Genomic DNA, 25,328 nt, shown 5'->3' on the forward strand with positions numbered 1-25,328 from the left:
TTCTGCTGGCACAAGGAGCCGAGTACACAACCCATGGGAATCGCAACCTCACCGCTGAATCTGGCACAGGGCAAGCTCAACGTGGCCGCACCCTACCTCATCGAACAAACCTGGGCGGACTACACCCCGGAGCAGCACGCCATCTGGAGCGAACTCGTCACCCGCCGCATGCCCCAGCTCCGCGAGCACGCCTGCAGGGAGTATCTCGACGGCTTCCAGCAGATCGGCCTCCGCGAAGACCAGCTGCCCAACCTCTCCGAGGTCAGCGCTCTCCTTCAGCCTCGCACCGGCTGGCAGTCTACTCCCGTCAGTGGCTTCCTCCCCGCCGACGCCTTCTTCGAGATGCTCGCCGCCCGCATGTTCCCCACCACCACCTGGCTCCGCTCGCGCGACTCCATGGAGTACACCCCGGAACCCGACATCTTCCACGACGTCTTCGGTCACGTCCCCATGCACGCCCACCCGGTCTTCGCCGATTTCCTCGAAAGCTACGGAAAGATCTGCGCCCGCCTTACCGATCCGGTGGCGCTCGAGCGCATGGGCCGCCTCTTCTGGTTCACCGTCGAGTTCGGTCTCATCCGCCAGAACGGTGAGATCAAGGTCTACGGCAGCGGCCTCATCTCCTCCCATGGAGAATGCACCCGGGTCCTAGCAGGCGGCTGCGAAGTGAAGGACTTCAACCTCAACGCTGTCTTGAACCAGGAGTTCCAGACCAGCGAGATGCAACCCGTGCTCTACGCCGTCGAGTCATTCGACCAGATCTACGAAGCCACCAAGCAGGCCGAAAGCCAACTGGCCTAGGAAGGCTCAAGTTCTCGGTCTCGGGGATACCGCATTAAAGAAAAGCGGCTGCTGGCACAAAGCCAGCAGCCGTCTTCATAATTCAACCGACGAACGGTTATCGGTGTCCGCCACCACCGTGACCGCCGCCACCACCGTGGAATCCACCACCGCCACCACCACCGTGGAATCCGCCACCACCGCCACCATGAAATCCACCGCTGCTTCCGCCGTGGAATCCGCTGCTAACAGATGCTCCGCGGTATCCGCCGCCATAGCCGCCACGGTATCCCCCGCTGTAGCCGCCACGGTACCCGTACCCACCCCGGTAGCCATAGCCTACGCCGCCACGGTAGCCGTACCCGCCACGATATCCATAGCCCCAGCCGCCGCGGTAACCATAGTAGCCGCCACGGTACCAGGGGCCAGCACCGATAAAGAAACCGCCGCTAAACCAGGAAGGTCCGTAATAACCGTAAGGTGCACAGGCATAAGGGGCATAGCCGTAGTATCCGTAAGCGCATATGGGAGCAGCATAGCCGTAGCCACCGTAGACGGGGCCACCAATGCCGACGCCCACCGACACCTGGGCATGAGAATAAGCTGCCGCCGGAACGATCAAGATGGCGAGTAAAGCGAGATAGCGTAAAAAGCGCATTTTCAAATCTCCTGAGCAAAGCCCAGTACGCCGTCAGGCGTCAGTGGCTCTACGGATTCCGTTCCTCGGATGGGCCCGGCTTCCTGATTAGTAAGAACGCAGAACTGAAGAAAATGTTGTGTTGAGTCTCAATTTGGCTGTAGGCGTGCAAAGTATTGCGCAAGATAACTTGCCCCAATCTGCTCCATCGTTGCCGGCCAACTCGCAGTCTAAATCCACTAGGGCACCTCTCAACCCCGCCACGCTAGATGCGGAAATCATCGAGATTCCCACATTGGTAAACAAAACGAGAGAAAAAGGGAAAACAATTCGCCAATGCAGGGTAATATATTCCCAATCGTGCAAAGGTTTTACTCGAATACTGCAATGTTTGGCAGGTTCAGGTGCAATCGGGTTTGGTCCACTGATTGCATCAACGTTAACGTTCGTCCAGTGATTATTAGAAGGACGAAATCTCCTAAGGTGAATTATGCGTCGCTTTGTGTATCTTCTGCTCTTGGTGATCTTTGTAGGCGCATCGGCATCGTGCATTAGCGCGTCGACCGATTGCGAGCGATGGTTTGTCGCGTACCGCCGTGAGTTGGCGCACTCCCGCCAGGTTCAGCGAATCGCTGCCGCGAAGCGCCGCGCAAAGCTCTACGCTCAACACAAGATCGCCCCTGCTAAACCGAAGCTGATGCCCGCTGTCGCAAGGGGCCCTCGCATGACCCGCCCGCAAACGCTCCACCACATCAACTTGGCTTGCGGCGTTCTGCCTGATGGAGGCGGCGATGAGCCTCTCGTTGCAGAGGAGACCCCCGGTCCGTTCCACTCCGCACTCCCTCTTGAGGATGGTCTGGATCTCCTGCCGGTCGATCTAGGCGAAATGGTCGCCTCAAACGACGTACCACCACCTCCTTCCTATGGGGGCGTCTCACCCGAGACTCCGGGTGGCCCATCTGTCTACAATCCGGGCTTCGGTGGTGGCGGTGGCGTGCCCCCCGGTGGACCAGGAAAAGGAGTGACCGCCCCTCCTGGCAACCCCGGTTCTCCCAGTGGCCCAGGATCCCCCGGCGGCCCAGGATCCCCCGGCGGCCCAGGATCCCCCAGCGGCCCAGGATCCCCCAGCGGACCAGGATCTCCCAGTGGCCCAGGATCCCCCAGCGGACCAGGATCTCCCAGTGGACCTCCGCCAACGATCCCAGTTGTCCCAGAGCCTTCCAGCTATGTTCTCGTGCTTACCGGAGTGGTAGGTGCCGCAGGTGCCATTCGCCGTAGATTCAAAGCTTAAGCGCCTCTGAGAGACTTGTAACCTGCTCTGGCACTTGGATGGCATGTCCGATCAACAGAATCACAGGAGCAGGACCAACAGCTTCATCGTCGAGTTCGTCTAGAGTCGAAATATAAACGTGCTCATCAGCGGCGGTCGCTTTGCTAATCGCGACACACGGCGTCTCGCCGGAGATCCCGGAAGAAATAAGGTCTTGGGCGAGTGCACGAAATTTACGGCCCGGCATGTAGATCACCAGCGTGGCGTCCTCAGGGAGGGCTCCCGTCCACTTCGGCTTCAGATCCACCTTCTCCGCCGCATGATGCGCTGTCGCGAGAATCAGCTTCGAAGCTGCGCTGCGATCTGTTAACGGAGTCCTCAGTCTTGCTGCCGCAGCAAACGCCGTCGTGATACCTGGGACGATCTCGAACGGGATCTTGGCCGATCGCAAGGCCCCTATCTCCTCGCCAGCCCGCCCAAAGATCAGCGGATCGCCGGACTTCAGCCGAAGCACCGACCTACCTGCCCGTGCGGCCTCCAGCATAAGAACATGGATCTCGGCCTGCGTAATACGCGGCTGCCCACAGCGCTTCCCGACCGGAATTATCTCTGCACCGGCGTGGGAGAGCGAGAGAATTTCAGCGGAGACCAGATCATCCGGCAGGATCAAATCCGCGGTCTCAAGCAACCGAAGTGCGCGGAGCGTAAGCAGGTTAGGATCGCCGGGACCTGCACCTGCTAAGTAGACGGTTCCAGGCTGGGCGGCAGCGTTCACGATTTCTTCTCAGGGAGTGGATTCTTCAAAGCATGTTCGCGGGCAAGCAGGCGTGAAGGACAGGACTCGTACCCGCACACTTCCCGTTGTGCCAGTTGATGAAGCAGCCACTTCCGCTCCTCATTGAGCGGCTCGATCTGCGTTACCTCGCGCCGCAGGTTGCCTAGGTCCGTTAGCCAATCGCCAACGTCGAGCGGCAGTTGCGCATTGATCTCTTTGCGCAGCCGCTGGGCGAGCGCCGGACTTGCTCCCGCAGTCGAAATGGCGATTTGGAGATCTCCGCGCCGCACTATTGAAGGAAAGTAAAAATCGCAAAACGGCGGGTCGTCTACCGCATTGCAGAGGATGTTTGTCTCGGTTGCCTCTTTGAAAATGGCTCGGTTCACCACAGGATTATCGGTCGCCGCAACCACCAGGAACTGCCCCGTCAAGTCGCCCGCAGCATACTCCCTCTTCAGCCACTCGATCTCGCCTTCAGCGGCCATGTCCGCAACGCGAGGACGCGCTTCCGGTGCAATGACCGTCACCTTAGCGTGAGCTGCCAACAGCGAATCGATCTTCGCTTCGGCCAGATTCCCGGCTCCAACGACAACGCATGGCCGCGCCGCAATTTTAAGAAAGATAGGAAAAAGATCCATGGAGCTAGGTTACTCTCCCGGGGCATAGCGGCCCGCGCCAACCGGCGGAGCATCGCGGTCAACGGGATCAACAACTGTACCTGCAAGCTGAGCGCGAAGACTGTCGTCATCCACGCGGGCGAAATAAGCACGGAGGTCTTCTTCCGGTTGACGCGCTGCAAGATAGCCGCGCAACAGCCGCTCAATAGCATTCGGAACATCGTCGGCTGCAGCTCGATATCCCAACGGACGGGCGGTTCGTGCAAACCTGCCCACCGCGCCCCCCACACAAAAATAGAAGGCATCTACGGACTTCCCGTCCTTCTTGATCTTCTTGCCTTCTAATCCGATGTCAGCGATCCAATGCTGTCCGCAGCTATTAGTGCAACCTGTTACGTGTAACTTGATCTGTTGATCGAAGGCCGGGAGCCGCTCTTCCATTTCACTGACGAGCCACTTCGAGAAGCTCTTCGTCTCTGCAATCGCCAGCTTGCAAAACTCCGTGCCGGTGCAGGCGATCGCTCCGCGCCAGAAAGCTGAAACATCCACCTGCAGTCCCATCCCATTCAGCGCAACAACCAAATCCGAGGCCTTTGCGTTCGGGACATTCGCGATGAGGATGTTCTGCATGATCGTGGTTCGCAGCTCTCCGTTGCCATACTGTTCCGCTAGTTCGGCCAATTTATGAAGTTGTTCGCCCGAGATACGTCCACGTAGAACACTGGCACCCACCGAAGACAATCCAAGCTGTTTCTGCGGCGCGACCCCAATGTGATCCCGGTAGATGTCGTCAGGAACGACGTCGTCACTGACAGGACTGGGATCCAACTTGTACCCGAGTTTGGTTTCCAACGCTTCGAGAAAGGACTCCGCAGTCCAGCCGTGCCGCATAAAGAGATACTTGATACGAGCTCGGGTGCGATTTTCACGAAGCTCCTGCTGCTCACGAAAGATCTCTGCAGTGGCGTGAACAGCCGCATATGCCTGATCCTGACGGAGGAATGCGGGGATACGCACTGCAAGATGAGGTTCGGTCGAAAGACCGCCACCTACACGCAATGTATAGCCGATCTCCTCCTTACCATCGGCAACCCGCTTGATCGCCGTCAAAGCAACATCATTGATCTCGGGGTACGTGCACCACAAAGGACAACCGGTGACAGAGATCTTGAACTTTCTCGGCAGGTTATAAAACTCAGGATTCGCCGTCAGCTTGTGTGCAATCTCAACTGCCAGCGGAGAAGCGTCAAGGAGCTCATGACCATCAATTCCCGCCAGCGGGCAGCCCGTTACGTTCCGAACTACATCGCCACATGCGCCCTTGGGGCTCAGTCCCACAGCGGTCAATGCATCGACTACCTTAGGCAACGCATCAATCGTCAGCCAGTGAAGCTGTATATTTTGGCGCGTCGTGATGTCTGCAAGATTTCGAGCATACGTTTTTGTAAGATCGGCTATGACGCGCAGCTGAGAGCTGTTTAGGATGCCGTTTGGAAGACCGATACGCATCATAAAGTATTCGGTGGCCTTGCCTTCACCGCCGACACCGCCAGTCGCTCCCACACCGTCTCCCTGCGTGTAAATCCCCCACCATTTGAAGTAGAGTCCAGCCCACTCGGGAAGCACGGAATCGCGGCCGTCCCGGGCAAACTGCCGAACCTCCTCCCAGGCATCCCACGGATTCTTTGCCAGTTTCAGACGCTCGGACTTTTGTGCTTTGGTCTCTTTGACAGGTGGTGCGCCGGGGGTTCCCATGATGAGTATCCTTTTGTCTGCTGTAAAACAAGAAAGCCCACCGAATCAGTGGGCGCTTGTGACTTTGCTGGAATGTCGAGACTTATTGGGTAAGTCCACGAAACGGGCAAAGGCAACAGCGCACAGAGATGTAACAACATGTGCGACAGGCATTTGACATTCGTGGAGACGTGCTCACCATCATCTAAGGTTAGTTGGCAGAGAACCACACGTCAAGGCTGACGGCATTTTTAGGCACATTGGAAACGTGACTCGAACTCAAGCCACGGACAGCACTGATTTAGTCTGCTTCTGCCAGCGAGAGCTTGTGCCGCACATCCGAGCCGCGAACCCAGAAGATCACGTCCTCTGCGATATTGGTGGCGTGGTCCGCTGCGCGCTCCAGGTTACGCGAGATGATGATCGCATTCAGCGCCTGCCCGCTGACCACCGGGTGTTGCTGCATTACCTCAATCAGCTCGTTCTGAACGTCGCGATTCATGTCGTCGATCTCATCGTCCATCGCGAGTACAGACTCTGCCAGCTTGGCGTCGGCCTCCAGCAACGATTGAATCGCGCGCCGGATCATGACCCCAACCTTCTCGCCCATATCCGGAATATCGATTGGCAGAGAAATCTTCGGCGATTCATGCAGGAATTGGGTCCGCGAGGCAATGTTAGTAGCTTGATCCCCAATTCGTTCCAGATCCCCGTTGATCTTGATCACCGACAGGATGAAGCGGAGATCGATCGCCATCGGCTGTTCTTTGGCGAGCAGGTCGTATGCCATCTCATCAACGTCACGTTCCGCCGTATTGATCGCCGCTTCAATCTCCTTCACGTGGTCGCAAAGACTCATATCCCCAGTCAGGTAAGCCTCCAACGACAAGGAAAGAGCCTGTTGCGAGAGTGCCGCCATGGCGAGAAGCTTGTCTTTGAGAGCTGCAAGTTGCATTTGAAAGTTAATGCGCGGCATCGGCGAATCCTTCTTTACACTTCGTTCCACTATTGTGACGGAAATAAAGAGAAGAAACCATAAATATCGCTTCCTCGAGTTGCGGGAATGTACACAATTCGGGCCACGTGCGGCTACTTGTAGAGCAAGTACGCTTCGCGTTGGCGCTCAAAGACGGTTAAGTCCTTCTCCCATCCAGCCGCGATCTTACGTGGATCGTCCATGTTTGTCAGCGCCTGCATCGTATCCACGTTCGTAACCAGATATGCGGCTTTGGCCAATTGAAACTCAGGATAAAGATGGTGGAGCGCGCTGATCAGTTCGATTCCCATCTCGGGAGAATTGAATGCGCCTCGGTCGGTCACTGTGAACGCAACTCCAGGGATCGTCTTCCCATGAGAAGGGTAGTGGTTCACATCCTCCGCAACCGCAAAATTCGTCGGCGCAAAGCTCACGCCGGGAACTTTGCGCGCAGTAAGGTATGCAGCTAGCTCCGGCGCATTAATGTAGGGTGCTCCAATATGCTCGTACGGCTTGTCTGTTCCGCGACCGACAGAGATATTAGTCATTTCAGTCAGGCCCACCGCAGGGTAAAGAGTGGCGGCGGCCGGGGTCCGAAGATTCGGGCTTGGATTTGTCCACTTCAACCCCGTCTCATCAAAATATTGCCCTCGAGACCAGTTTTGCATCGGCACGACGGTAAGTTGGGCATGAATCGGGACCAAAATATTGCTCGAAGTTGCACTGGGAATTCGCCGTTCGCTGTTGAAGTAGAGGGCCAGCTCTCCGAGAGTCATTCCATTGCGAACGGGCATCGGCATGTAGTTGTTATAAGACTCCGCTCCAGCGTCGGACACGGGCCCCTGCACAGCTATACCACCGTTAGGATTCGGCCGATCGAGCAAGATAATCTCGATATGCGTCTGTGTCGCGGCTTCGAGAAAGTATCCAACGAGTGCCTCATAGGTGTAGAACCGAACTCCGACATCTTGCAGGTCGATCACCACAGCATCGAGATCCTTCAGGGACTCTATGCTCGGATGGCGCTGTTCAGGCTTTGCGCCATAGAGGCTCCGGATAGGAAGATTCGTAGCAGGGTCTACATCGTTACCGATCTTGACTGTATCTTTTGTCCCCAAAAGGCCGTGTTCCGGAGAGAACAGCGTCTTCAATTCAACTCCAGGAAGACTATGCTGCAGGACGTCGATAGTTCTTCGGCCCTCGCGATCAAGGCCCGTTTGGTTCGTCAGCAGGCCCAGCCGCAAGTGATTATCATGGCGTTTTGCAGCCTGCGCAAGCACGTCGAAGTGAGTGGCTTCAAGCACATCGATTCCGGTAAGGACGTTACCACCAGAGACGGCGGCTTCAGAATTGCAGACGCTGTCCGCCGGACACTTTTGATAAAGATGAAGCGCAATGGCTGCAGCCGAAGCAACTTGTCCCCGCAGGGGCGAGATAGGAGCTGCTCCGCGGGGATGAATCGCATTCGACAAAATAACGACGAAGCTGTCGCTCCTGGAATCCATCCATAAGGAAGTGCCGGTAAATCCCGTATGCCCAAAGCTTCCAATTGGAAAGACCTCACCGCGGGGGCGCGAAAACGCAGAATTAATATCCCACCCGAATCCCCGTGCTGCCACTCCGGTCGTCGTCTTACCATCTGCAGTAAAGATCGTCGCCCCTGAAACCGCGCTGGTAGGTTGCTCCGGCTCCGTCATCAACTTCAGCGTCGCCTGCTCCAACGGAAAACTGCTTTGCCTTCCCGCCAGCCGATCGAGAAGGGCCTGAGCAAACAACGCAATATCTCCCGCCGTGGAAAACACTCCCGCATGTCCGGCGACCCCACCCATTCGTCGCGTAGTCGGGTCATGAACTGTTCCACGAAGCATTCTGTCGTAGTCCGGATTCGTGAGTGCCGATCCCTCATTGTCGTATGCGGTTGGCGCGATATTGGGAATCCAAACACCAGGAACCCACCCACCTCGACTCCCCGGAGAGCCATCAAACGTGCAGGAGACATTCGTCGCGACCGGCAACGGAGAGGGAACAGACACGGCTGATCCGTGAACATCCTTGACCCCGCACGCGCTCAGAAACGGCAGATAACGAGTGTGTGTCATCCCCAATGGATTGAATATCTTTTCCTGCGCATACTCGTTCAAAGCTTGTCCGCTGATCCTTTCCACCAGCACGCCAAGCGTAATGTAGTTGATATCCGAATATTTGAAATGCGTACCAGGTTGCGTCTCCAACGTGGCATTCATTGCCCGCCGTACACCCTCCGCTTTATCAGGAGCGGCAAGTCCCCAGGGGTCCTTTAGGTCGATATCCTCCGGCAAACCTGAGTAGTGTGTCAGCAACTCCCGAATCGTAACCGCCTGCTTCCCGTTCACCGCGAATTCCGGCAGATACTTCGCCACCGCATCGTCGAACTGAAGCTTATGCGCCTCATAAAGCTGCATCACCGCCGTAGCCGTAACCAGACACTTCGTCAGCGAAGCCATATCGAAGACGGTATCGGTTGTCATCGGTTCCACCGCAGGTTCCAGCGCACGATTCCCGTACGCCTTTTCAAAGATCGTCTTTCCATCGTGGCCCACAAGCACCACCGCACCCGGTATCTTCTTCGCGCTTATCGCCTCATCGAACAGCGTAGAAACAGCGCTGAAATCGTAGTTCTCATGAGAGGCCGCTTGAGTCTCCGCAGCAATGTCGCGTGATGAGAGAAAAAAAGGAGCAGCGAACAACAAAAGAGCGACCTTCGCAGCAGTCTTTTGTGGCAACTTATCAGCTCGATTCCCACGGAACAAAAGACTGCCGAGGGACCCCACCACAAACGTAACGATCGAGCCGATCAGGACGTACCAGGTGAACGCAATATGTGGAATCGTGATCGGTCCAACCTTGATCACACCAGGAGAGAGCCAAAGCAAAAGGTTCAGCCCAAATCCACAGATCATTCCAAGAATCGCCCCCGTCTGCGTAGCGTAGCGGGTCAGCGTTCCGAGCAGAAATACGCCGAGCAAAGCACCATAGGCCACCGAAGCAATTGACAACCCCACCTCCACCACGTGGCCCTTACCCCCGGCGAATACGCTATATACAGCTACTCCAAACAGCACCAGCGCCCACACCACCGTGCTCGACCGCGAGATCAACATGCGCTCCCTGTCATCTGCCTCCGGCCTCCAGTGCATATAAAAATCCACCACAGTCGTCGACGAGAGGGAATTCAAAGCCGCGCTCAAATTCGACATCGCCGCAGCGAGAATGGCAGCCACCAGCAGCCCGGCAATCCCGATCGGCATCTCTCGCACAATAAACGTTGGGAAGATTCGATCCGCCGAAGCGAAGACCGCCGGATGTAGTCCGTAGAAAACATAAAGCCCGACGCCGATCAGCAGAAAAAGCGTGAACTGAAGAAAGATTACGGCCCCGCTCGAAAGCAACGCTAGTCTCGACTCACGCAGGTTCCGCGCGGCCAGCATTCGCTGGACCATTAGCTGGTCCGTCCCATGCGAGGCCATCGTCAGGAACGTTCCCCCCAGCACTCCCGACCAAAAGGTGTAGCTCTGTGTCAAGTTCAGCGCGAAATGGAACAGCCGAAACTTTCCCGCGGCCGCTGCGACTTCGTGAATATGCGACCACCCCCCGGGCACATGTGTCCCCAGAGTAAAAATCGCAACCATCGTACCGCCGATATAAATTGCCATCTGAACCACATCAGTCCAGATCACCGCCGCCATTCCGCCTTCAAACGTATAGAGCAGCGTAAGAGCCGAAATGATCCCGATAGACAGCACATCGCGCGTCCCGATCGCGATCCCCACCACGATGCTCACCGCGAACACCCGCACCCCTTCCGCCGCCGCCCGGGTCAACAGGAACAATCCTGCCGTCACCTTGTGCAATGTATGTCCGAAGCGCTGATCGATCAACTGATACGCCGTTAGCATCCGTCCCTCAAAGTATTTCGGCAGAAAGATGAGTGCCACTACCACGCGGCCCAGCATATAGCCGATCACGATCTGCAGGAACCCAAAGTCTCCAGCAAACGCCACACCGGGAATGCTGATGATCGTGAGCGTGCTGGTCTCCGCCGAAACGATAGACAGCGCAATCGCCCACCACGGAATTGTTTGATCCGCGAGAAAGTAGCTTCGGAGTGATCTCGCGTTCGGATCTTTGCCACTCCGAAAGCGCAGACCAAACAGCGTGATTCCGACCAGGTAGACGACGATCAGTGCAAGATCGAAGGGGTGAAGGCGCGTTGGAACTGCGGCAGCATACATTCGTGCCAGTGTATAGCGACAGCGTCCCTACACGCAGCAGACGCGAGCTATCATCCAATTCCGTAACATCGTTAGTATCCCCCTACGCCGGCCTCTTCGGCTCGCAGAGCAAGCCCTCGCGCAACTGACGTAAATTCATTGCCAGTGCGAACTCGCGACGAGGTAAATCTTGACTCGAAGATGCGTCGAACTGCCGGTACGAAGCTAGTCCCTCCAGTCAGGAATACGCGGTCCACCTCTCGTGTAGAGATGTTGCTGGTAGCGAGCAGAGTGTCCACGCATCTCTCGATCGATTGCAGGTCTTCGGCGATCCAGCCTTCAAACTCCGTGCGCTCAACGGTCGCAACAAGATCCATGCTGCCGTCGCGGAAACGGAACTTGGCCGTTTCATGATTCGACAGGTCCACTTTCAAACGCTGCACAGCCTGGTGTAGCTGATATCCAAGATCCTCTTCGATCAAGTTAATAAGTGCTTCGATCTTCTCCGGCTCCTGCGCCCGTGCTCGAGCGCTCTTCAGTATCTCAGCCACATTCCGTGTCTTTAGAAAAGAAAGATAGTGCCAGCGTTCGAGATTGGCGTAAATCCAGGCCGGAGCCGCCGGGATAATGCTTGCCGGACGGTCTGGTGCCTGCGCGTAAGAACGTTCGAAACTGTCCGAGCCCAGCGCCGGAGAGACCAGCTTGCGGACGATCCTTGCATCGAAGCTATCGCCCGCAAGCCCCAATCCGCTGTTGCCCAAAAGATCCTTTGCCGTCCGTCCGCGCGCGCGGACACCAGGACCGACATGCAGCAGCGAAAAGTCGCTGGTACCCCCACCGAAGTCCCCAATCAGGATCAATTCGTCGTGATCGAGGGTTGACTCGTACGCATAAGCCGCGGCAATTGGCTCCATCTCGAATTCGACCGACTCGAAACCTGCATGAAGAAACGCCTGCCGCAACCGCTGCACTGCGAAGTCATCGTCCTCAACGCTGTCGGCTCCCACAAATCGAACCGGACGCCCCACCGTAGCCTGTCGAACAGGATGCCCAAACTGCCGTTCTGCAGACAACCGCAGATCGCTAAGGATGCGCGAGATCAAATCCTCAATCGTGTACCGTCGTCCAAACACCTCTGTGCCAGTCAGTGTCCTGCTGGTGAGGTAAGACTTCAATGACTGAATCAGACGACCTTTGTGTTCGGCATGAAGATAATGCTCGATCGCTTGTGGTCCCGTGAATCCCTTAATCTGCGTGCGACCCGAATGCTTATGCTGTTCCAGGTAAAGCACAGAACGAAACGACTCCGTGGCTGCTGCCGCAGTAGGGAAGGAGGCCAGCTCAACCATCCCGTCTCCGCGAGCAGAAGCGATTGAGCTGTTCGTAGTGCCGAAATCAATTCCGAGTGCGTGGCCGATGGAGTGCGTCGAAAGCATGGTCTTCTAGATTGCCAGATATTCCGACCTAAGCGCTACTCGCTCTCCGGTACGAACTTACTTCGGAGCGGGAGCCGGAGCCGGCGGCGGTATGCCCAGATCGGCTGCCGGCGGAAGCGTATGGGTATCGGACCACTGACGCTGCGCGCTGCGAAGTCTGTCGCTACGGGCCTCCCATATCCCCATCGTGTAATCGTAGTGTTCGAGCACTGGCCGCAGCCCATACGCACGGTTGGAGCGGTACCACGCCTGCTCGTACAGATCACGCAGCAGGGAATAAGCGTCGATGTAATCCTGAATTCGTCCATTCGCCCCATTTATGTCCGAAAGCTCACGGCCTACATTCATGCGCTGTTTCTTGTCCGTCGTGTTCTGCATCGCGTAGGCGCGTTGATAACCCTCCGCAATCTCCTCGGCCAGCTGAAACTTCAGCCCGATCAGATCCATCCTCCGCGCTCCCAACTCCAGTGCGTCGATCGCTGCAGTCTCACGCAGCGTCGTAGGCGCACTCGGATAAGAGTCCGCCGGATCATAAGCCTTAGGCTCCGTCGAAACTGGTGCTGGCGCCGGCGCAGCAGCCCTCGCCTGCGCGATCAAAGTCAGCGCTCGCTCCGCATGCAGCCGCAACTCATGTGCATACGGAAGCACCTGCGCCCCAATCCTCAACCCATCCTTCGACATCGGGTCCAGCCAGAAGATGCTGTTCGTTCCATCGCCTTCCTTCGCCTGATCTTTCAGCACCGAATGAGCCAGCATCATCTCCTTCTGCGCTTCATTTAGATCGCCCGTCGCGTCACCATGAAACACCTGCGCATAAGAATCCTGGAAGTTCGGAATCGACGACTCCCCCTTCTGCCAGGCCGCCGCAGCACCAAACAGAATTCCATACCAATCCTGGTTGAAGAGCCCTTCGCCGTCATCGTTCCATATCGTGTTCAGCTGTCCCGTCGACCCCAGCCGCTGCCCATCCGCAGTAAAGCGTTGAATATTGGAAAGCGCATAGTTATTGTTCGGATAGACCCTGCGGAAGTTGTTGACGCTCGGTGCCACCCAGGTCTCCATTCCCGCGTTTGTAAACGGTGTTAAAAAGCGGTCATACCCGCGAGGCTCCGGGTTATAGACCCACGCAATGGCGATCGTGGAATCTTTAAACGATTGGGGCAGACCCTTCAGCAGATCCGGTGAATCCTGAGCGATATCTCCCCAGAAAAGGAACCGGCGATTGAGCGGCTTCAACTCCGCGACAATCTTCTGCAGAAAATCCAGATAGACCGCCCCCAGCCCGCGAGCATCCACATCTTCCTTGGTCTGCCCCAAACCCAGATCGACCGTCTCGTCTGCTCCAATATGCAGAAATGGTCCTGGATAGAGTGCCGCAAGCTCAGTAAACATCTGTTTGATCAGCGCAATCGACCCCGGCTGTGCCGGCGCCAGCACAGCCCCATGTGGAGTCTCCGCCAGCGGCTGATACTGCTCCCACGTCAAATTGTGGTGGAGGTGACCAAACGCCTCCTGCTCAGGCACCACATCAATATGGTAGAGCCGCGCATATGCAACCAGCTCTCTGGCCTCATCAGCCGTAACGCCCCCCCCTGGCGGCGCCATCAAAGGGTTCGACGCATACTGCTGCGTATGTTCGAAGTAAGGAGAATATTGATTGACCTTATAAGCAGCCAGCGTCCGAATCAGATGCTTCTGAAACTCCAGCGTAGTCACCGGTCCTCGCGACAGGTCATCATCGAGCCCGCGGTACTTCATCGCCGGCCAGTCCCTGATATTTGCCCCATGGAGCACCGCCCGAGCGCCGTCCCCTTCAATCAGCTGCTTGACGGTTTGCGCTCCGTAGAACACTCCGGCAGCCGTATCCCCAATGACCGTCAGTCCGTCCCCACTCGCGGCGATCACATAGCCTTCCGCCTTCATCTCATCGGTAAACCGAGCCTCCGGGTGTCCAGCGAGTCGCGTCAGTTGGATCTGAATCCCAGTTGCCGAAGCAGCTTGAATACCCCGCGTCTGTAGCGTCATCGCCAGATCGTCGGCGGCAAACTGATCTTCGGCAGCGCAAGGGGCTGCACAGACGATGCGAACGCCATGCGGCAACGGCTGGTCGGTCGTCGCACGAATCTCGCGCGGGATCGGAATCAACTTAGTAGAGGGTTGTGCCGAAGCAGAGGAGACAAGCACACCAAAGCCAACCAGCAGGGTTCCGAAGCGAAAAAAATACATGAGGACAAAGGTAAATTAGTTCTGCGACCTTTGCAGTCACCTATTCAGTTCCCGCCAAAATCTCAAAAAATGTCAGCCTTTCGTAAAATTTCCACAGAGCAACGTATTTTCTCCATGAATACAGCACAAATTATTCCTCTGTTCACACGACTTTGTGAGCATGGTTCAAAGAGCAAAGGAAGAAAGTTGGAGAGGCCAGAAGGCCTTCCCGCTCTCTTGTTGTCCTTGTGCCTTTCATCTTTCTGCGAGGTTCCATGACGAAGCAACTACGAGCGACCATGGCGGCGATATTGGTTATCAGTTCAATATCTCTCCAGGCGCAAACGAGCACGGCAACACAGAAGACCGGTACGGCGACCGCTCACAAAAAGGCGCCGAAAGAGAGCCCGGTGGAGCGCCAAATCCGCGAACTGCGCGAGCAGATGCAGAACCAGCAGGCCCAGATCGACGCTCTCAAACAGCAGAACGCCGATAAGGACGCGAAGCTTGCTGCCGCTCAGCAGGCGGCTCAGACTGCTGAAGCTGCTGCTGCCAGTGCATCGGCTAAGGCGGATAGCCTCAGCTCGTCCGTCTCGACCAACGCTGATGCCGTCTCCAGTCTGAACAGCACTGTGACCGACCTCAAGACCACCAACGTCGGCCTCGCCCAGACCATCAGCGATACAAAGAAGCAGCTTACCGACGAACTCGAGTCGCCTCTCGCCATCCACTACAAAGGCGTCACCCTCACACCAGTTGGCTTCTTCGCGGGTGAATCTGTTTACCGGCAGCGCGCGATGAACGCCGACGTCAATACGCCGTTCAACGCGACCCCTTACGACGGCGCAGGCCAGGCCCACACCAGCGAGTTCAACCTCTCTGGTCGCCAGAGCAGAATCGGCGCACTCTTCCAGGCCAACCCCGGACCGTACCACTTCGCAGGCTACGTCGAAGCTGACTTCCTCGGCGCCGGCGCCAGCAGCAACGAAAATCAAAGCAACAGCTACGTTCTTCGCCAGCGTCAGATCTTCGGTCAGTTCGGAACCAACAGCGGGTTCACTGTAACCGGCGGTCAGATGTGGTCACTCGTCACCGAGACCAAGAAGAGCACAGACAACCGCACCGAGAACCTGCCCGCTGTCATCGACGCTCAGTACAACGTCGGTTTTAGCTGGGAGCGTCAGCCCGGTGTAAGGTTCCAGCAGAAGATCGGTGGATTCACCGCTGCGGCCTCACTCGAGGAAGCCGAAATCATCTACTCGGCAACCAATGCGAACGCCAACTTCTTCATCGGCAACGCAGGTGCGGGCGGTGGTCTCTATAACCTCACTGCCAACTACTCCAACAACATCGCCCCAGACGTGATCGTAAAGACTACCTACGATATGGGAGCTGCCCACTTCGAGGCCGGCGGCCTGGTTCGCTTTTTCCGCGACCGGTACTATCCCAACCAGACCCTCACTGTTCCATCCGCTGTGGGTGGCACCAACAACACCAAGGTCGGCGGCGGCTTCTTCGCCAACGCCCGGACGCCTATCACTCACTATGCTGACTTTGGCCTCCACTTCCTTGGCGGCACTGGCGTAGGCCGTTATGGCACCTCGACCTTGCCCGACACTACCGTGCATCCCGATGGAACGCTCGCGCCCATCAAGAACTACCAGTTCCTGGGCTCGCTCGAACTTCACCCGCAGAAGAAGCTCGATCTCGATATGTACTACGGTACGGAATACGCGCAGCGCACCACCTACCTCAGCACCGTTGGTGCAGATGCCGGCAAAATCGTCGGTTATGCTCCAATCACCAGTGCCAACACTGGTTGCGGTATCGAGACTCTGCCTACGACCCCAACCTCCGGTCTTGGCAGCATCGGTGTTGCCGGAAACCCGCCTTACAGCCCCGGTACTCCTGCGAATTGCTTGGGTGCAACCCGGGCAGTCTCCGAGCTCACCGGCGAGTTCGTCTATCGCTTCTACAACAACCCCAAATTCGGCCGTCTGCAGTATGCCATGCAGTACAGCTACCTGCAGCGGGTCGGCTGGGCCGGTGTTGGTGGCGCGCCGAAGGCCAACAACAACATGGTCTTCACCAGCCTCCGTTACTACCTCCCGTAGTAGCTTTCGCACCACATAAAAAAGGCACCCTTCGGGGTGCTTTTTTTATTCTCCATACTGAGACGCCGAACCAAATTGAAACACCGACGATCCAGCAATAGTCCACTGAATCCGCACTCCTGAACTTCTTCTAAAATAATCGACTCACTTGGTCGCTAACGTCGGCTGAAATCCGGACACACCGAATTGCCAAAATAGAAAAGCCATTTCATCCGCCCGCTCTTCGTCCCGTTGCGTCTTGGTCGAACCCATTCCGTGTCCCGCGTCATAGTCGACGCGCAGTAAAATTGGCTTCCCGCTACTAGTAGAAGCCTGCAAGCGCGCCGTCATCTTTGCTGCCTGCCACGGCGCAACGCGTGGGTCGTTGGCTCCAGTAGTCAGCAGTATCGCTGGATACGCCGTGTCTGGTTTTACATGTTGATATGCATCCATCGCATACAGCGCCTTAAAGCCATCTGGCTCCTTGACCGTTCCAAACTCCGGAATATTTGCTGGCCCACTGGCCATCAGTTCGGAGCGAAGCGAATCGGAGTCCCCGACTCGAATCAAAGCCGCGCCAAATAAATCTGGACGCTGCGTAATGGCGCCTCCAATTGTGATTCCGCCGGCGCTGGTGCCTTCGCCGGCCAGGTGCGCCGGAGAGCTATATTTGTGCTCGATCAGGTATTCAGCCGCCGCCACCATGTCATCAATCGTGTGCTGCTTGGTCAACTTCTGCCCCGCCAGATGCCAATCCTCGCCATATTCGCCGCCGCCGCGGACGTGAGCCACCGCGGATATGCCTCCGCGTTCAAAAAATGCCAGCAGTATAGGACTGAACTGCGGATCGAGTGTGATCCCATAGGCCCCATAGCCGTCCAGCCAGGTCGGATGCGATCCATCAAGCACTAGTCCACGCTTGTGAATAATCGACAGCGGCACCATCGTTCCGTCCGCGCTCTTTACCTTCACCTCTTCTGACTCGACCTGCGAGTAGTCGACCGGCGACTGAGCCACGAGCCCCGTGTCTGTCAGCTTCTGTGACCGCGAATCCAGCGCATACCACAGTGGCGACTTCGTCCACGACGTCAGTTCCAGCCAGGCCCCGGCTTCCGTTGGATTCGTGACCAGCGTCTGAATCGCTCCATCAAACGGCAGCTTCACCGGCTCAATAGCCCCGTCGCGATAAGACAACCGCCGCAGTCGTCCGATCCCTCCGTCCAGGTCCTGCACATAAAGCGCATCGCTCGCAGCTGCAATACCGACAACAACCACATTGCTCGGCGCAACAATCACCGTCGCATGATCGAGGTCTGGCTTGTCGAGAGCGGTTCGTAAAACCTTAAAGCGAGACGCCTGATTATGAGACACCAGGAAGAGACTGTCCTCACGCACGTCAAACCCTGTAATCGCATCCGATTGATCGGCAACCTTCTTCCAGATCATCTTTGCATTCGCGTCCGCCTGGAATGGAGCAACATACAAATCCTTCTCGTGCTTCACCCCGTGAAATATCACTCCGACAAGATACTTGGGGGCGCCTGGAGAAAATGCGACGAGAGGGAAGTCGTCCTCAGTCACCTTTACGTCAGCAGACACCTGGTATCCGAAGACGGCATCTTCTTTGTCCGGGTTGGCGCCCAGAACATGATGATAGGTACGTAGTTTCTGGTACTTCGCTGTCGGTGCTGAATCCGCCGTCAATTTCTGGGTTCGAGTATAGAAAAATGAATGATCAGGCAGCCAATTGGGCTGCCCAAATTGAGCGCGATCGATCGTGTCAGGAAGCACTTTCCCGCTGGCACTTTCGATCACATGCAGTATGCTCTCTTCCGATCCGCCAACCGAGATGCCATAGGCCACATACTTCCCGTCAAGCGACGGCTGAAAGTAGTCAATCGAAAAATGCTTTCCATCTGCCTGGGTCAACTTTTCAGGATCTACGAGCAGACGCTCCGGTGCATTCAATTTATCCCGCACATAAAGCTTCCGGTTATCAGATCCGGGCTGGGTCTTGAAGTAAAAATATCGTCCACCCCACACCTGCAGCGCCGAGACAACATCGCCCGCGTTGTCCAGCGCCTTGATACGATCCAGCAACGGGCCTCGCCCCGGTATGCTTGCCAGCACACTGCGCGTGTAATCGTTCTGAGCTTTCATCCAGGCCACGACGTCGGGAGCAGTCGTATCCTCAAGCCATCGGTAGGGATCGGCCACTTTCGTGCCGAAGTAGTCGTCTGTCACGGCTCGCACTGGCGTGTTAGGCAGTTTGGATTGGGCAATGGCCAAATGGGTGCTGACCATGGAGAAAACCAGCAGAAACCTTATGAGACCGCGCATGACAGTTCCTATCCTTTTGAGGATTTAAGTCGAATCTGATGCTGGACCGGTTACTGTTAGGCAGTGTACTTCCATTTCACACGCTTGCGCTTCGTGAAATCGCTCTTTCCTCCACGCACCTGTTGAACCAGCATCCCACCCCGCTAAGGCAGAGGAATCGACCCCTGACAACCTTTTGTTCGAGGTACGGTCAAATCTTTGGTACGCTTCTGGTGCGACGTTTTTTGACGCATGCACGTTGCTCAAGAGGTGATGAAGGATGATTCTCGATCCAAAACGGCTCTTTCCTGCGGAGAGCAAAGCACGGTCAATCGCCGCAAAACTCTACGAAACAGTCCGGAATCTGCCGATCATCTCGCCACACGGGCACACCGACCCGCGCTGGTTTGCCGAAAACGAGCCCTTTGCCAATCCTACCGCCCTCCTCATTCAGCCTGATCACTACATCTTTCGAATGCTCTACTCCCAGGGAATCTCTCTGGAGTCGCTTGGCATCTCTCCGCTCCACGGCACAGCCGCTTCAGTCGACCCGAAAGAAGTCTGGCGCATCTTTGCAAAAAACTACTATCTCTTCCGCGGCACCCCCACACGTCTATGGCTCGACTACTCCTTAGAAAATCAGTTCGGCCTGACCAAACGTCTCAGCTCTGAGAATGCGGACGAATACTACGAAGTCATCGCGAAAAAACTACAGACCGCCGAGTTCCGGCCCCGTTCGCTCTACGAGCAGTTCAACATCGAGGTCCTCTCCACCACCGACTCCCCCCTCGACACCCTCGAATACCACAAAGCCACTCGCGAGTCGGGTTGGCGAGGTCGCATTTTGCCGACCTTCCGGCCAGACTCGCTGGTCGACGCCGACTACATCGGTTTCCTCGACAACATCCAGAAGCTAGGCCAGATTACCGGCGAAGACATCGGCACCTGGAAGGGCTACCTCAATGCTCTGCGCAACCGCCGTGCCTTCTTCAAGTCCATGGGAGCGACTGCAACCGATCAGGGCCACCCAACGGCCCTGACCGCCGATCTCGACCCAAACGCTGCAGCCTCTCTCTACACTCGAATTCTCTCGGGTCGCTCCGTACCAGAAGAGCAGGAGCTCTTCCGCGCTCAAATGCTTACCGAGATGGCCGGCATGAGCGTAGAAGACGGCCTCACGATGCAGCTTCACCCCGGTTCTGTCCGCAACCACAACCGGCAGTTGTACGAGAGGTTCGGACGCGACAAGGGAGCCGACATACCCTCGCCAACCGAGTATGTCCGCGCCCTTCAGCCTCTGCTGAATCGTTACGGAAACGACCAGCGGTTGACCTTCATCCTCTTCACCCTCGACGAGACCACCTTCTCCCGCGAACTGGCTCCTCTCGCCGGCCACTATCCCGCGCTCAAACTTGGTCCTCCCTGGTGGTTCCACGACTCCCCAGAGGGCATGATGCGCTTCCGCGAGCAGGCCACCGAGACGGCCGGCTTCTACAACACGGTGGGCTTCAACGACGACACCCGCGCTCTCCTCTCCATCCCATCCCGCCACGACGTAGCACGCCGCATCGACTGCGCCTTCCTCGCCCGCCTGGTCTCAGAACATCGCCTCGATGAAGAGGAAGCCTTCGAAGTAATCCAGGACCTCACCGTCAACCTCGTCAGGAAGGCCTACAAGCTGTGATGCGTCCATGAATTATCAGACAAAGAGGGAGGATTACGACCTATCGGCGCACTGAGCAACCGTGGCCAACGTTCAAAAAAAATAATTGAAAATCGTGGCGTATTTTTCTCGATCCAAGTCAACGCGGTTCCTGATCCACGTTAGCCACACATTTCACCACGTTCTCACCACCAAAACACCATCGCAAACTCACCCATTTTCGGCCGCCCCCCCCTCAAAAACACAGCAAAATGGATGAAGAGCGGTACCACACACCACCAGATTTTTTTTGCGCAAGCCACAATTTTTTCCAACTGGCCATCGCCTCCACTCAACGCACCCCACCACGAGTACCGGGAGTAAGATCAAAACCCATGAGCCTCTTTTTCGCTGCCGGAAGTCCAACAACAGAGATGTCGCCCACAGAAGTGCGATCAAACCTGTTCCAGGCTCTGGACAAACTAGGTCAGCGCAATAAGGTCGTTGCGGTTCCTCCTGATTTCACGCGAATGCACTCTCAAAGCGGCGTCCTTACCGAACTAGTCTGGCAATACTACGGAGACAAACTCGTCGACATCCTCCCCGCACTGGGGACTCACAAGCCCATGACCGATCAGGAAATTGCGACGATGTACGGCGCAACTCCGCGAACTCTCTTCCGCAACCATGACTGGCGAAAGGACGTCGTTACGCTGGGAGAAGTTCCAGGCGAATTCATGTACGAAGTGAGCGAAGGAAAGCTCGACTACACCTGGCCAGCCCAAGTGAACAAATTGCTACGAGACGGTGGCCACGATCTCATCCTCTCTATAGGCCAGGTCGTTCCCCATGAAGTCGTCGGCATGGCCAACTACAATAAAAACATCTTCATAGGCACAGGCGGTGCTATCGGAATTCATCGCAGCCACTTCCTCGGCGCGGTGTACGGTATGGAACGCATGATGGGCCGTGCCGATACACCTGTTCGTCGTGTACTCAACTACGCTAGCGAACACTTTGCTGGCGGGATGCCGATCGTCTATGTGCAGACGGTCGTAGGCAAGAACGTCGATGGAAAGCTCGTCATTCGCGGTCTATACATCGGTGACGATTCAGAATGTTTCGAACTCGCCGCAGATCTCAGCCTCAAGGTCAACTTCAAGATGATGGATCGGGAGATCAAGAAGGCGGTTGTTTTTCTCGATCCCCTTGAGTTCAAAAGCACGTGGCTGGGGAACAAGAGCATCTATCGCACTCGCATGGCCCTCGCAGATCACGCCGAACTAATCGTCCTGGCTCCGGGGGTCCACGAATTCGGGGAAGATTCCACCATTGATGCGCTGATTAGGAAGTACGGCTATTGTGGAACCCCCCGGACCCTTGAAGCTGCCAAAGAGGATCCTCAGCTGGCTGGGAACCTGAGCGCGGCGGCCCACCTCATCCATGGTTCCAGCGAAGGCCGTTTCACGATCCGATATTGCCCGGGACATTTGACCCGCGAGGAGATCGAGGGCGTTCACTTCGAGTATGGAGACCTGACGGAGATGACGTCAAAGTACAACCCCGCAACGCTCGCAGACGGTTGGAACACAGTAGATGGGGAAGAGATCTTCTATATCTCTAATCCTGGTCTTGGGCTCTGGGCTTATCAGGGTCGCTTCCAGAGCTAGATTCTGCATGGTTGCCGTTAATGATGATGATCGAGAGGATGCTGTTGGATGATTGTTGTGTTGATGGGTGTAAGCGGATCTGGCAAGACTACTATCGGGACGCTGCTGGCTAAGCGTGCGGGCGCCGTGTTTGCCGATGGAGACGATTATCATCCTGTGGCGAACAAGCAGAAGATGGCAGCAGGCCATCCGCTCAACGATGAGGATCGTCAGCCGTGGCTCGAGGTGCTGAATCAGCTCTTGCGAGAGTGGTTTGCAGAAGGGAAGAGCGGTGTTCTGGCCTGCTCTGCATTGAAGGCGAGTTATCGGGTTACGCTGCAAGCGGGTATGCCGAACGGTGCGGTAAGCTTTGTTGTGCTTGAGGCGTCAAAGGAGATGCTTGCGGCTCGTCTGGCAGAGCGAAAACATGAGTTCATGAGTGCGAAGCTCTTGGAGAGTCAGCTTGCGACCCTCGAGATACCGAGCGATGCTGTTCGGGTTGTGAATGATCGGTCCCCAGATGAGGTCGTCAGTCAGATTCTTACGCAGGTCTTGTCGGGAAAGAACTGAGTTTTTTGAGAATAATTTGAGGTAAGAAGAGGCAATTTTCTATGGGGCATCCGTTGTTTGATTTGAGTGGCAAGTCGGTGGTGGTGGTGGGGGGGACGTCGGGTATCGGGTTGGCGATGGCGGTCGGTCTGGCGGAGGCAGGCGCGGATGTGGTGGCGACCTCGCGGCGGATGGAGCAGGTGGATGAGGCGGCGAAGGCGATTGAGGCGACGGGGCGGCGGTCGCTGCGGCTGACCTCGGATGTGGCAGATCGGCAGAGTCTGCAGGCTCTGCTGGATGGGACAGTGAAGGCGTTCGGCAAGGTGGATATCCTGGTCAACTGCGCGGGCAGGATCAAGAGGGAGCCGACGCTGACGGTCTCGGAGGAGACCTGGGACGGCATCATGGATACGAATGTGACGGGGACGCTTCGGGCATGTCAGATCTTCGGCAGGCACATGCTGGAGCGCGGCTATGGGCGCATCGTCAACATCGCTTCGCTGAATACCTTCGTTAGCCTGAGAGAGGTGACGGCATACGCGGCGAGCAAGGCTGCGGTTGGGGCGTTGACCAAGTCTCTGGCGGTGGAGTGGAGCGCGCAGGGTGTGACCGTGAACGCGATCGCTCCAGGCGTCTTTCGGACCGCGTTGAATCAAAAGCTGCTGGACGAGAGCGAACGGGGTAAAGAGTTGTTAATGCGCACCCCCATGGGGCGCTTCGGAAAGACTGTTGAATTGGTGGGTGCGGCGATCTTTCTTGCGAGTGATGCCTCGGCGTTTATCACAGGAGAAATTCTTGTCGTCGATGGCGGTTTTCTTGCCAGCGGAGTGAACCAGTAGGGCCTGTCTGCCACTGATGGATTGATTGAGCCGCTTCTCTTCGTTCGGTGGTGCCCTCCCCCTCCCCCTTGGGGGTTATTTTGCGCGTAAGCTGCGTATTTTCTGTGGCTTACAGGGAGGTGCTGCTCGTAACCTATTCATTCTAAATGGCTTACGGCTAAAATACTTTAAATGTGTGACTTGCGGTGCAATTCTCTGGTTAAAGCAATGAAAGCCGCGGGTGTCCGCGGCTTCATTGCTTGCTCGTTTTCTTCGGTATTTCCAGTATAGCTGTTTGGCTATAACTCATGCGCAAGGGATATCTTATTGTTTCAAATGGGGTTGATGGCGATGAGGGGTTGACAGGTTTCTGGCATGTCGACAAAGACAATAAAGCACAACGGGAAAGGCGAAGGTGTGAAGAGCAAAGTGGAGACGCAGGATCAATCTTCCACAGCATGGCTCAGGATGGGTGAGAACGGATAGAGGACAAACGACGGATGCCTATCGAACCGTGGATTTAGTGATCTGGTTGTTACCGTTTTTGTGTTGGGTGGGAAGGATCCAGGGATAGAGAACCGCAAGGTTTGGTGGAACGATGGTGAGGAAGAGCAGGAAGACGCCGACCATCTCTGGGATGTGAAACATGTTTCGGCTCTCAAGAAAGAGCGATAGGCCGATCAGCGCAACAATCGTCACGCAGATAACGGTGCGTGCAAGGGTCTTTGCCCAGGGTTTGTCGTCATTGGGAAGCATTTTCGAACCGCCTTTCGTCATGCGTCGATAGCGATTTCTGCTAACAATGCCCGTTCTTTCAGCTACGACGGACAGACGCACGAGCGATTAATACGGCAGTGTAGGCCGCTCCGAAGCCGTTGTCTATATTTACTACGGTAACGTTGGGGGAGCAGGAGTTGAGCATTCCCAAAAGTGCAGCGGCGCCGTCGAAGCTGGCTCCGTAACCGACTGAGGTGGGGACGGCGATGACGGGGACGCCGACCAATCCGCCTACGACCGACGGGAGGGCGCCTTCCATTCCGGCACAGACGATGACGACGTCTGCGTGGACGAGTTGGTCGCGGACGGAGAGGAGTCGGTGGAGTCCGGCTACGCCTACGTCGTAGAGGCGGGTGACCTTGGCGTTGAAGAGTTCGGCGGTGACGGCAGCCTCTTCGGCGGTCGGCTGGTCGCTGGTTCCGGCGCTGAGGATGGCGATGTGGCCCTTTGGATCTTCGGGAGGAGATTGTTTGAGGGTGATGGCGCGGGCTGAGGGGTGGTGGGCGGCTGCTGGGAAGGATGCGAGGACGAGGGCGGCGGTTTCGGCGTCGGCGCGGGTGGCGAGGACGTCGGTTCCGGCGGCGGCCATGCGGGTGAAGATGTCCGTGGTTTGCTGTGGGGATTTTCCCTGGGCGTAGATGACCTCGGGGAGACCGATGCGGAGGGTGCGGTGGTGGTCGATGCGGGCGTGGCCGATGTCCTCGTAGGGCATGTCGGCGAGGCGCTGGGTGGCGGCGGTGGGGGTGATGGTTCCGGACTGGACGGCGGCGAGGAGTTCAAGGAGGGAGGCTTTGTTCATGA

18 protein-coding genes are annotated in these 25,328 nt (G+C 56.6%); 7 read left to right on the forward strand and 11 right to left on the reverse strand.

The annotated features are described in order from the left end of the window. The first annotated feature begins 33 nt into the window (after nt 1-33). Entirely contained in the window at nt 34-801 is a 768-nt protein-coding gene (locus RBB77_RS11010) for a phenylalanine 4-monooxygenase (protein WP_353067337.1), read from the forward strand. 97 nt (nt 802-898) lie between these two features. Here the strand turns inward: RBB77_RS11010 and RBB77_RS11015 are convergent, their stop codons facing one another. After that, on the reverse strand, nt 899-1,438 hold the full coding sequence (locus RBB77_RS11015; RefSeq protein WP_353067339.1) for a hypothetical protein: 540 nt from the start codon (nt 1,436-1,438) through the stop codon (nt 899-901). A 469-nt stretch (nt 1,439-1,907) separates the two neighbouring features. On the opposite strand from RBB77_RS11015, the gene RBB77_RS11020 reads away from it, so the two are divergent. After that, a complete protein-coding gene (locus tag RBB77_RS11020) occupies nt 1,908-2,708 on the forward strand; it encodes a PEP-CTERM sorting domain-containing protein (protein WP_353067341.1) in 801 nt (266 codons plus the stop codon). On the opposite strand, the gene cobA is transcribed toward RBB77_RS11020, so the two are convergent. The 7 genes from cobA to RBB77_RS11055 form a co-directional block, all read right to left on the reverse strand. After that, on the reverse strand, nt 2,698-3,462 hold the full coding sequence (cobA, locus tag RBB77_RS11025; protein WP_353067343.1) for a uroporphyrinogen-III C-methyltransferase: 765 nt from the start codon (nt 3,460-3,462) through the stop codon (nt 2,698-2,700). The two genes, RBB77_RS11020 and cobA, sit on opposite strands and share 11 nt — an antisense overlap. Continuing rightward, the gene (locus tag RBB77_RS11030) at nt 3,459-4,100 is read right to left on the reverse strand and encodes a precorrin-2 dehydrogenase/sirohydrochlorin ferrochelatase family protein (protein ID WP_353067345.1); all 642 of its coding nucleotides are present in this window, start codon (nt 4,098-4,100) and stop codon (nt 3,459-3,461) included. The genes cobA and RBB77_RS11030 overlap by 4 nt, the downstream gene beginning before the upstream one ends. Before the next feature lie 9 nt (nt 4,101-4,109). Next, the gene (locus RBB77_RS11035) at nt 4,110-5,834 is read right to left on the reverse strand and encodes a nitrite/sulfite reductase (protein WP_353067347.1); all 1,725 of its coding nucleotides are present in this window, start codon (nt 5,832-5,834) and stop codon (nt 4,110-4,112) included. Between the two features lie 280 nt (nt 5,835-6,114). Further along, nucleotides 6,115-6,789, reverse strand: a complete 675-nt coding sequence (gene phoU, locus RBB77_RS11040; protein WP_353067349.1) for a phosphate signaling complex protein PhoU — start codon at nt 6,787-6,789, stop codon at nt 6,115-6,117. 113 nt (nt 6,790-6,902) lie between these two features. Beyond that, nucleotides 6,903-11,060: a sodium:solute symporter family transporter gene (locus RBB77_RS11045; RefSeq protein WP_353067351.1), complete on the reverse strand. Its 4,158-nt coding sequence runs from the start codon at nt 11,058-11,060 to the stop codon at nt 6,903-6,905. Between the two features lie 71 nt (nt 11,061-11,131). Beyond that, nucleotides 11,132-12,475: an Hsp70 family protein gene (locus RBB77_RS11050; protein ID WP_353067353.1), complete on the reverse strand. Its 1,344-nt coding sequence runs from the start codon at nt 12,473-12,475 to the stop codon at nt 11,132-11,134. A 57-nt stretch (nt 12,476-12,532) separates the two neighbouring features. Further along, nucleotides 12,533-14,701: a beta-N-acetylhexosaminidase gene (locus RBB77_RS11055; RefSeq protein WP_353067355.1), complete on the reverse strand. Its 2,169-nt coding sequence runs from the start codon at nt 14,699-14,701 to the stop codon at nt 12,533-12,535. A 254-nt stretch (nt 14,702-14,955) separates the two neighbouring features. Between RBB77_RS11055 and RBB77_RS11060 the strand changes: the two genes are divergently transcribed. Beyond that, nucleotides 14,956-16,794: a hypothetical protein gene (locus RBB77_RS11060; protein ID WP_353067357.1), complete on the forward strand. Its 1,839-nt coding sequence runs from the start codon at nt 14,956-14,958 to the stop codon at nt 16,792-16,794. 144 nt (nt 16,795-16,938) lie between these two features. Here the strand turns inward: RBB77_RS11060 and RBB77_RS11065 are convergent, their stop codons facing one another. After that, complete coding sequence (locus RBB77_RS11065) at nt 16,939-19,113, reverse strand: prolyl oligopeptidase family serine peptidase (RefSeq protein ID WP_353067359.1); 2,175 nt, start codon at nt 19,111-19,113, stop codon at nt 16,939-16,941. Between the two features lie 259 nt (nt 19,114-19,372). On the opposite strand from RBB77_RS11065, the gene uxaC reads away from it, so the two are divergent. From uxaC to RBB77_RS11085, 4 genes are all read left to right on the forward strand, one after another. Further along, a complete protein-coding gene (gene uxaC, locus RBB77_RS11070; protein ID WP_353067361.1) occupies nt 19,373-20,776 on the forward strand; it encodes a glucuronate isomerase in 1,404 nt (467 codons plus the stop codon). A 353-nt stretch (nt 20,777-21,129) separates the two neighbouring features. After that, nucleotides 21,130-22,404, forward strand: coding sequence for a lactate racemase domain-containing protein (locus RBB77_RS11075; RefSeq protein WP_353067363.1), 1,275 nt, complete (start codon nt 21,130-21,132; stop codon nt 22,402-22,404). Between the two features lie 48 nt (nt 22,405-22,452). Continuing rightward, on the forward strand, nt 22,453-22,953 hold the full coding sequence (locus tag RBB77_RS11080) for a gluconokinase (RefSeq protein ID WP_353067365.1): 501 nt from the start codon (nt 22,453-22,455) through the stop codon (nt 22,951-22,953). A gap of 41 nt (nt 22,954-22,994) precedes the next feature. Continuing rightward, nucleotides 22,995-23,771: an SDR family NAD(P)-dependent oxidoreductase gene (locus tag RBB77_RS11085; RefSeq protein ID WP_353067367.1), complete on the forward strand. Its 777-nt coding sequence runs from the start codon at nt 22,995-22,997 to the stop codon at nt 23,769-23,771. 483 nt (nt 23,772-24,254) lie between these two features. Here the strand turns inward: RBB77_RS11085 and RBB77_RS11090 are convergent, their stop codons facing one another. Together RBB77_RS11090 and larB are read right to left on the reverse strand one after the other, a co-directional pair. Continuing rightward, on the reverse strand, nt 24,255-24,506 hold the full coding sequence (locus tag RBB77_RS11090; RefSeq protein WP_353067369.1) for a hypothetical protein: 252 nt from the start codon (nt 24,504-24,506) through the stop codon (nt 24,255-24,257). 58 nt (nt 24,507-24,564) lie between these two features. Then, the gene (larB, locus tag RBB77_RS11095) at nt 24,565-25,326 is read right to left on the reverse strand and encodes a nickel pincer cofactor biosynthesis protein LarB (protein WP_353067371.1); all 762 of its coding nucleotides are present in this window, start codon (nt 25,324-25,326) and stop codon (nt 24,565-24,567) included. Between the last annotated feature and the right edge of the window lie 2 nt (nt 25,327-25,328).

Origin of the sequence: Tunturibacter psychrotolerans (assembly GCF_040359615.1) — a bacterium.
In the GTDB taxonomy this organism is placed as follows: Bacteria; Acidobacteriota; Terriglobia; order Terriglobales; family Acidobacteriaceae; genus Edaphobacter; species Edaphobacter psychrotolerans.